The sequence below is a fragment of the Coleofasciculus sp. E1-EBD-02 genome, from assembly GCF_040218245.1.
Lineage (GTDB): Bacteria > Cyanobacteriota > Cyanobacteriia > Cyanobacteriales > Coleofasciculaceae > Coleofasciculus.
Window position 1 is genome coordinate 1 of the sequence record NZ_JAVJQN010000261.1, and the last position, 7,725, is coordinate 7,725.

Sequence of the window (7,725 nt, forward strand, 5' to 3'; positions counted from 1 at the left end):
GCTAAATGCGTTTCGGGATAATCAGACGCAAATTATTGTCTCCACCACAGTAATTGAGGTAGGGGTAGATGTCCCCAATGCGACGGTGATGATGATTGAAAATGCGGAACGGTTTGGCTTGTCGCAGTTGCACCAATTACGGGGGCGCGTGGGACGCGGTTCCCATCAATCCTATTGTTTATTAATGAGTGGGTCAAAAACCGATACAGCGCGTCAGCGTTTGGGGGTGTTGGAACAGTCTCAGGATGGCTTTTTTATCTCGGAAATGGATATGCGGTTTCGGGGTCCTGGGGAGGTATTGGGGCGGCGTCAGTCGGGATTGGCGGATTTTGCCTTAGCCAGTTTGGTGGAAGACCAAGAGGTGTTGAATTTGGCAAGAGATGCGGCGGAGAAGATTGTGCTTGAGGATAAGGCGTTGGAGAGTTTGCCGTTGATGAAGGAAGAGTTAGACTATCGATATTCTAAGTTAATGGGTGGGGCGATTTTAACCTAATGTAGAGACGTTGCATGCAACGTCTCTATATAAATGATGCGTCCTAACCGCTATAGCGATTACTATAATTCTGCTATGGTGTTGGATTTCACTATCGTTCAACCCAACCTACTGGACTGACACAGCTAAAATGGTGGAATAGATTTTACCATTGAATCGGGCGCAAGTCTTTGCGCCCCTACGGTTTTGCGGCTAATGCTTAATTCATCAAATAAGGTGTGCCACGCCACTACGATTTATGGGTCTTCCGTAGTTAGTGTGCTAAATTGTTAGTTTTATTTGCCAGAATATTGGACAGCAATAGCTTTAAACATTTTCACCCAAATCCCAATTCTTTTTGAGGCAGTTAAAAGCTACAGTCCTTGTGTGGCAAGCTTCCTGATTCATTAAAGCTGATAGTTTAGCACACTAAGTCCGGAAGACCCAGATTTCTGAGAACTAATTCCGTCGCACAGATCGCGATCGCTCTCCTCAAGACTAGGGTTATTCTGGAGATAATCCTGTAGGCGATCGCAACTACGCTCAATGAGCTGATTGGGCTGCAAAAGCTCCACATTCCAGAGAATCACGGTGTTATTATCAATCGCCGAGGCAATGAGTTCACTCTCAGATTTAAATCTCACCTGCCAATCCAAATCCCTTGGTCCTGACAGGGTATGAAGCAACTCACCGTCTCGATTCCAGAGTTTGACAGTTTTGTCTTTACTCATTGTGGCAATAATTTTACCATTGGGGCTGAACGCTACTCCGTTAACCTCAGCGGTATGATCGTCTAAGGTTTCTAGTAACTCACCGTCTCGATTCCAGAGTCTAGCTGTCTTGTCTTTACCGACTGTGGCAATAATATTACCATCCCGGCTGAACGCGACTCCGTTAACTTCACCGCTATGCCCGTTTAGGATTGCCAGTGGCTTGCCTTCTCGATTCCAGAGTATACCCTCGTCATCCCAACTCGCCGTAGCAATCAGTGTACCGTCTGGGCTAAACGCTATTCCCTGAACCTGATCCCGATGCCCTTTCAAGGTATCTACCGAAGTGCCATCGAGTTTCCAGAGTTTGACAGTCTTATCCTTATTTGCCGTGGCGAGGATTTGGTTATCGCGGCTAAAAGCGAGGCTGTTAATCTCCTCCGTCTGACCGAATAGAGTGGCTAGAGGAGTGCCGTCAGCCTGCCAAATTTTTACCGTATCGTCGAAACTTGCTGTGGCTATGAGTGTACCATCGGGGCTAAAAACAACTTTGTAGACGCCCGACTGATGCCCTTTTAGAGTTTTTTCCAAAGTGCCATCCGTTTTCCAAACTTTGACAGTGCCGTCTTCACTCGCTGTCGCAATCCTCTGATTATCAGGACTGAAATCTATACGATAGATCTCCTCAGAATGATTTTTGAGGATTCTTTTGTTCAAGCTTGTATCATGCTTCCAGAGTTTGACCGTGTTGTCTTGACTTGATGTGGCGATCATCTCACCATAAGGTCCAAACTCTACGCCAAAAACTCCATCGGTATGCCCTTCCAGGGTTTCCAGTAATATACCCTCTTTTGTACTCCAGAGTTTAATCGTCTGATCCCAACTTGTCGTCGCAATTCTCTTGCCATCCGGGCTAAAATCGACTCGAATGACCCGATTAGTATGATCGTTTAGCCTATAACGTAATGTACCATCAATGTTCCAGAGTTTCGCTGTATTATCCCGACTTACAGAGGCAATCATTTGACCATCGGGACTAAATGCCACTCCAAAAACGCGATCGCTATGGCTTTTGTCTTCTTTCAAGGTTTCATCTCTTAGGGTACGGAATGATTTGTCATCCGTCGTTCTCCAAAGTTTGACCGTCCCATCCCAACTCGCTGAAGCAATGATCTGACCCTTGGGACTGAACGCTATTGTGTCAACCACATCTTCATGTCCTGTCAGGGTTTTAAGCAACTTACCATCTTTAATTCTCCACAGTTTGATGGTTTTATCCCCACTTGCCGTGGCAATCATTTTACCATCGCGGCTAAAATCTACACCAAAAACTCCATCATTATGTCCTGTAAATGTACGTACTAGAGTGCCATCTAACGTCCAGAGTTTGACTGTATTGTCAAAACTTGCCGTGGCAATCATTTTACCATCGGGACTAAAAGCTAAGCTATTAATTTTCTCCTCATGTTTAATTTTCTCCTCATCTTTTCCATCCTCATCTTTTTCGCGGGTAGGAATCAACTTACCATCAAGCTGCCAAAGTTTGACTGTATGGTCAAAACTTGCTGTGGCGATGGTCTTACCATCCGGGCTGAAAGCAACTTGGATGACTGCATCCTTATGACCTTCGAGACTGTTGTATTCTTGATACTCTTTAAATCCCGAAACTGCCCGTTGTAGCATCTGTTCAACGTCCAGTTTGATTTCTGCTGGGGATTGACCTAAGTTTAATAGGCTTGGCTGCTCTAACTTTGGTAGGCGTTGCCATGCCCAAACCGCTTCTTTGAGTGCATCCAGTTCTTGATGAGTGGCAAAGAGTGTTTCTGATTTTTCAATGGTCTGTTCAATTTCAGCGATTTCTTTCTTATGGCTTTGGTATTGTAGCCCCAATAATACGACGAGAAAAGAGATCCCGCCTATTGCCATTAGTCCTCGCTGAATTCGCAGTTTTTGCTGCAAAACTTTATTAAGCTGGGCTTGAGTGCGTTCTAGCTTCCTCCGTTCTTGCTCTCGTTCTTCTCGCTCTTTTTGGATTTCAACTAATAAACCAGTGATTTTTTGTTTGCGGACAAAGGAAGCTAAATAGTCATGAACTAGCTGATAATATTGAGTGGAATGGAGTCGCAACATTACCACTAATCCTGATTCCACTAGAATACTTAATACTAAACTGAGTCGATCAGCTTCTGCTGTGCTGCTTTCTGAAAATAGCTCTTTCTTTAAATTTGTTAAACTTTTTAGCCGATGATAATCATCCTCATCGTTCAACAATTCAAATACTCCTTTCCTTAAATTATCAATAGTTTTCAGGGGTCTAGGATTATTCTCATCGGTTAACAAAAACAGGACTAATTCAGCAATACTCTCGTTTTCCCGTCCACAGTCTTTAATTACATCTTCTAAGTAGCGTTGCACCAGTTTTCCTTTGTATTTAGGCTTCTGGTACTTAGCTAGAGTTGTGATGTCATAAGTACAGAGTTGAGCGCCCATAATCTGTAACTCAATCGGACGAACTTCTCCAAGGGGTTCATTGTGATCTAGCTCCTTCACCAGTTCATCAATTAAAGCTTCCTCCATAGAAAACTGAGAACTTTGGGTAAGTTTCAGAAAAATAGACTTGGTTTCTCGTGGCGAAAAGTTACCAACATAGTAAAGAATATTTTTCGATAAAATATCATTGTTGATTGCGTCAATAGGATTTTTCCGAGACCCTTGCAACAACAAGTGCAAATACTCTTCTCGTAAAGAAATAACGACTTTTACAGACGAACAATTTAGGCAGTCTCGCCAAAATCCAAAAAAATCTTGACATTCCCTAGGATTTGAGCAAACAAAGAAAAACTCTTCAAGTTGGTCAAAAATGATAACAGTAAGCAAATTACTCTGTTCATTTTCTTTGAGTTGTTCAAGAAGTTCGCCTAGCGAACCCCCATGTTCTACACTCAGGCTAGTTTTAACGCCTGCTACTACCAAAGTCCTAGCGATACGTTTCCCTAATTCTCTCTGCCAATTGGTATAAGTTCTCAACGTAACAGATAAAACCTTACGAGTACCAATCATCGTCTGTTTGAGGGCAGGAACTAACCCAGCTTCCACCATTGAACTTTTACCCACCCCTGACGGACCATAAATGATAATAAGTTTGTGGCAGGTGTCGCCAATCCACTCAATTAGCTTTTTAATATTTTTATCTCGACCAGAAGCGAAAATTTCTTCAGCAACAGAGGGCAAATTTTTATGTTGATTTAGCGCCAGCTTTGCTTGTCGTTCGGCTTTTAATTGTCCCGCGCCGATGAATGCCCGGAAACCAAATTGATGCTCAATTGAGTAGCGATATTTTTTAACCTGAAACGCTTCTAAATACTGACCTTGATCAAAGTATAATGAGCGTAATTCCTCAAGCATCTGAATGTAGAGTTGTGGATTTTCCCCCGCATCACTTGCCTTGGCTTTTTCTAAGCAACCAATGGCTTCCTCAAACTGTCCTATCTGCCCCAGGCTTCGTGCCAGAATCAGCAGATACCAGCATTGATCCTGGTGCTGTTCAGCAGGGAGAGTATCCAGAATGTGTAGTGCTTTCTCTGCTAACTCTTTTGCCTGAGCCGAATTTTGCCCTTGTAGAGCAACGTGCGCCAAAAATCCATAATCTTGGGCAAGCTGCACGCTTGTACCATGGGTTTCATGTAATCGCTGGGATTTTTCTGCTAATTTTTGGAGTTCATCCCATTGTTCCAAATATTGCAGGACTTGGCATAGCTGATTGATAAACCGAGCAACTAAATCGCCACGTTGTACCTGCTCAAAAAGATGCAAACAGTCTTCAAAATTAGATCGCGCCGTCTGCCAATACTCAAAACGTTTGGAGCGCTCCAGTTGCGCCTGACGCTCATGACACAACCCGATATAAAACAGTAATACCGCCTGTCGCAGCCGATGATTATTTTGTTGCCAAAATGAAAGGCTTGTTTTATAATCAGCTAAAGCCTTGTCTAGGCGATCATTTGCGTAGTCATCTCGACCCCGAACAAATTGTAAGCAAGCTTTTAAATCGGGAGTTAATGTCTGATTACAATAGTCTAAATCTCTCAACGCGGCATCCAGTTCCCAGGGATAGCGGGAACCGAAAATTGTCTCATTACTCAGAAAACTCTCGGCACCCTTATCCAAAACCGAGGCAAATAGGCGATCGCTTTCTTGTCGCAGCACCTTCAGCAGTTCATCAGTAGCGATCGCAAATCCTGTGTGCTTTGCCCAACTTTCGATATCGGGGACTAGGCGAATCAATTTCGGCACGATCTGATCATTGACCCAGAGGATTAGCGGGAAGGGACAATACTTGCGAAACTCTTCCCGCACTCGGTTCATTGAAATCAGTAGAGCATCAATATCCTGAACTGACTCTAAGCCTAAAACCATAACCGCCGCAGGTTTTTCTTCTGCCAACTCCTGTTGAATGTGGGAGTAGAGTTGATTCACATCGGGTTGGAGAATAATTTCTCGGATCTCAACGGAGCAGATTTGGTGAAGTTGCTGCACCAGCCGCTTCCTTAAATTAGTGTAGTTGCAGCGAGCCAACATCAGGGAAAATCGCCCTTGAGACATGGTAATCGCCCAAGCGAGTTCCTGCAAAGACTTTTGATTATTGACCTCCGGTTGTGCTGAACAAGACAGTTGGCTCATTGCTTCAATTCCTCCGCATCTGCCAAAATTGGATTGATCGCAAACCAAGACCCTTCTTTGTCGCAATATTCATACACGAACATGCTGCGAATCAGCGTTTCGTATCCATCATCACCAGCCGTTTTTTTCTCTTGCACAACTCGGCGCAGTAAGTCCCACTCATCATCTGTGACTGCTAATTTCCGCCCGTTGCGAACTTCTTGAATCACCTCTTCCAAACTGTTACGGGAAATAGGTAATCCCATCTCCTTTTGGATAGAGTTGTTCAACAGCCGTAGCAAATTCCGCACATGACCACCACTGATCCGACATAAATGATCTAACGTCTCTGGCGGATCAAAAATTTCGCTAATTTTGCTCAGACGTTGCTCCTGATCCAGAGCGGGGAATGCCCTTGCTAATACCATCTGTCTTAGCAATTTCATCCCCTGTTCACATTCACTCCCATCACGCAACTGCACCTGCACCATTGGTAATACCTTCGGGTGGTTAAATCGCTGAAGCAACGCGCCAAATTCATTGGAGAACCTCAACCCTAGGGGTAAAGTATAAATCAAATGGCAGTTGAGTCCACGTAACTGCTCACCTCGATCGACAAACAGATAGGCTTGCTGGGAACGTCCCCAAGGTTTGGCTGTACTATCCACTTTGTCAAGATCATCAACAATGACCACCAGTCCTGTTTTACCGCACTTTTTCAGTTGCTCAATACCAGGTTCTAGCAGTTCAGTGTTAATGGCTTCGATAATTCCATTGGTGCGTGCTTCGAGATACCCCCTTAACTTATTGCGGAACTCAGGACTGGCTTTGGCTCTAGCAGTAATTTTGCCCAGTAATGGAGCGACTAGGGAGAACCCTTCTTCCTTACCCACCTGAATTTCGCCTATCCCAGGAATACCCAAGTTCACGGAGAAATCCCCCTCTGTGCTGGCTGTAATTTCACCTACGCCAGGAATTTGCTTTTCCACAGAAAGCTCAATCTCGGTTTGCAACAGCGTCGCCACTTTCTTGAGAATATCCTGGGTAGTTGTGGTTTGATTCTGTTGAAATTGGTCTAGGCTTTCACTCACCTGAGCCGCGATCGCCAGCAAAATATCGCTGACATCCACATCTGCCATTTCCAGGTTTTGATCAGAGTCAAAGTAAACGACATGAAATCCTTGTTGCTCCAATTCGGCTTTGAGTTGGAGTAATTCCGTAGACTTGCCACAACCAAGATGTCCAGTAAATAGCTGGCAAGTGGGTTTCTCCGGCGATAAAATAGCGATCAGATTTTTCAACTCTTTGATGATCTGTCCGCCACGTACTGACGAGAAATCGATGTAATAGTTTTGGTCTTCTTGAGACTTGTCTACGAATAAGGGTTTGTCGGGGTTTGTAGCTTGAAAAATTTTCTGTAAATCCAACGTCATGATAAAATTAATTCATCTTATTCGGGCATGTTTGTGTGCTGGGAATACACTGACATACTAACTGAAATAGTTGGGTTCCGGATTCTCTGTCATTTTTTTTAATAAAAATATATCTCAACTGAGCATTTACAATCATCATGTCTATATACTCCCGTTGGGCAAATCTACATCAATATCGGCTCAATCAGACTTCTGTTTTTACCGATTTTATTCCATAAAATTTAACAAATAGCTACAATTCTTAAAGATTCAGGGATTTATCCCTTGCTTGATCCATTGGCGATCGCACTATTTAGTATAACGCCATCTACAGCAGAAAAGGATGAAGCGCTAAATGCGTTTCGGGATAATCAGACGCAAATTATTGTCTCCACCACAGTAATTGAGGTAGGGGTAGATGTCCCCAATGCGACGGTGATGATGATTGAAAATGCGGAACGGTTTGGCTTGT

General features: G+C 43.8%; 3 protein-coding genes and 1 pseudogene. 2 read left to right on the forward strand and 2 right to left on the reverse strand.

Going from position 1 to position 7,725, the window contains the following annotated elements:
• On the forward strand, positions 1 to 493 hold a 493-nt coding region (locus tag RIC07_RS37835; RefSeq protein ID WP_446396180.1), incomplete at its 5' end, for a helicase-related protein.
• A 386-nt stretch (positions 494 to 879) separates the two neighbouring features.
• Here the strand turns inward: RIC07_RS37835 and RIC07_RS37840 are convergent.
• Both RIC07_RS37840 and RIC07_RS37845 read right to left on the reverse strand, forming a co-directional pair.
• A complete protein-coding gene (locus RIC07_RS37840) occupies positions 880 to 5,862 on the reverse strand; it encodes a WD40 domain-containing protein (protein WP_446399004.1) in 4,983 nt (1,660 codons plus the stop codon).
• The gene (locus tag RIC07_RS37845; RefSeq protein WP_446399005.1) at positions 5,859 to 7,274 is read right to left on the reverse strand and encodes a P-loop NTPase fold protein; all 1,416 of its coding nucleotides are present in this window, start codon (positions 7,272 to 7,274) and stop codon (positions 5,859 to 5,861) included. The genes RIC07_RS37840 and RIC07_RS37845 overlap by 4 nt, the downstream gene beginning before the upstream one ends.
• A 306-nt stretch (positions 7,275 to 7,580) precedes the next feature.
• Here RIC07_RS37845 and RIC07_RS37850 point away from each other — a divergent pair.
• Positions 7,581 to 7,725: pseudogene (locus tag RIC07_RS37850) on the forward strand (helicase-related protein); the annotation flags it as partial.

Bases quoted from the DNA above. Each gene is read 5' to 3' on its own strand.
- RIC07_RS37840 (WP_446399004.1), bottom strand. From the start codon at position 5,862: ATGAGCCAACTGTCTTGTTCAGCACAACCGGAGGTCAATAATCAAAAG.
- RIC07_RS37845 (WP_446399005.1), bottom strand. From the start codon at position 7,274: ATGACGTTGGATTTACAGAAAATTTTTCAAGCTACAAACCCCGACAAA.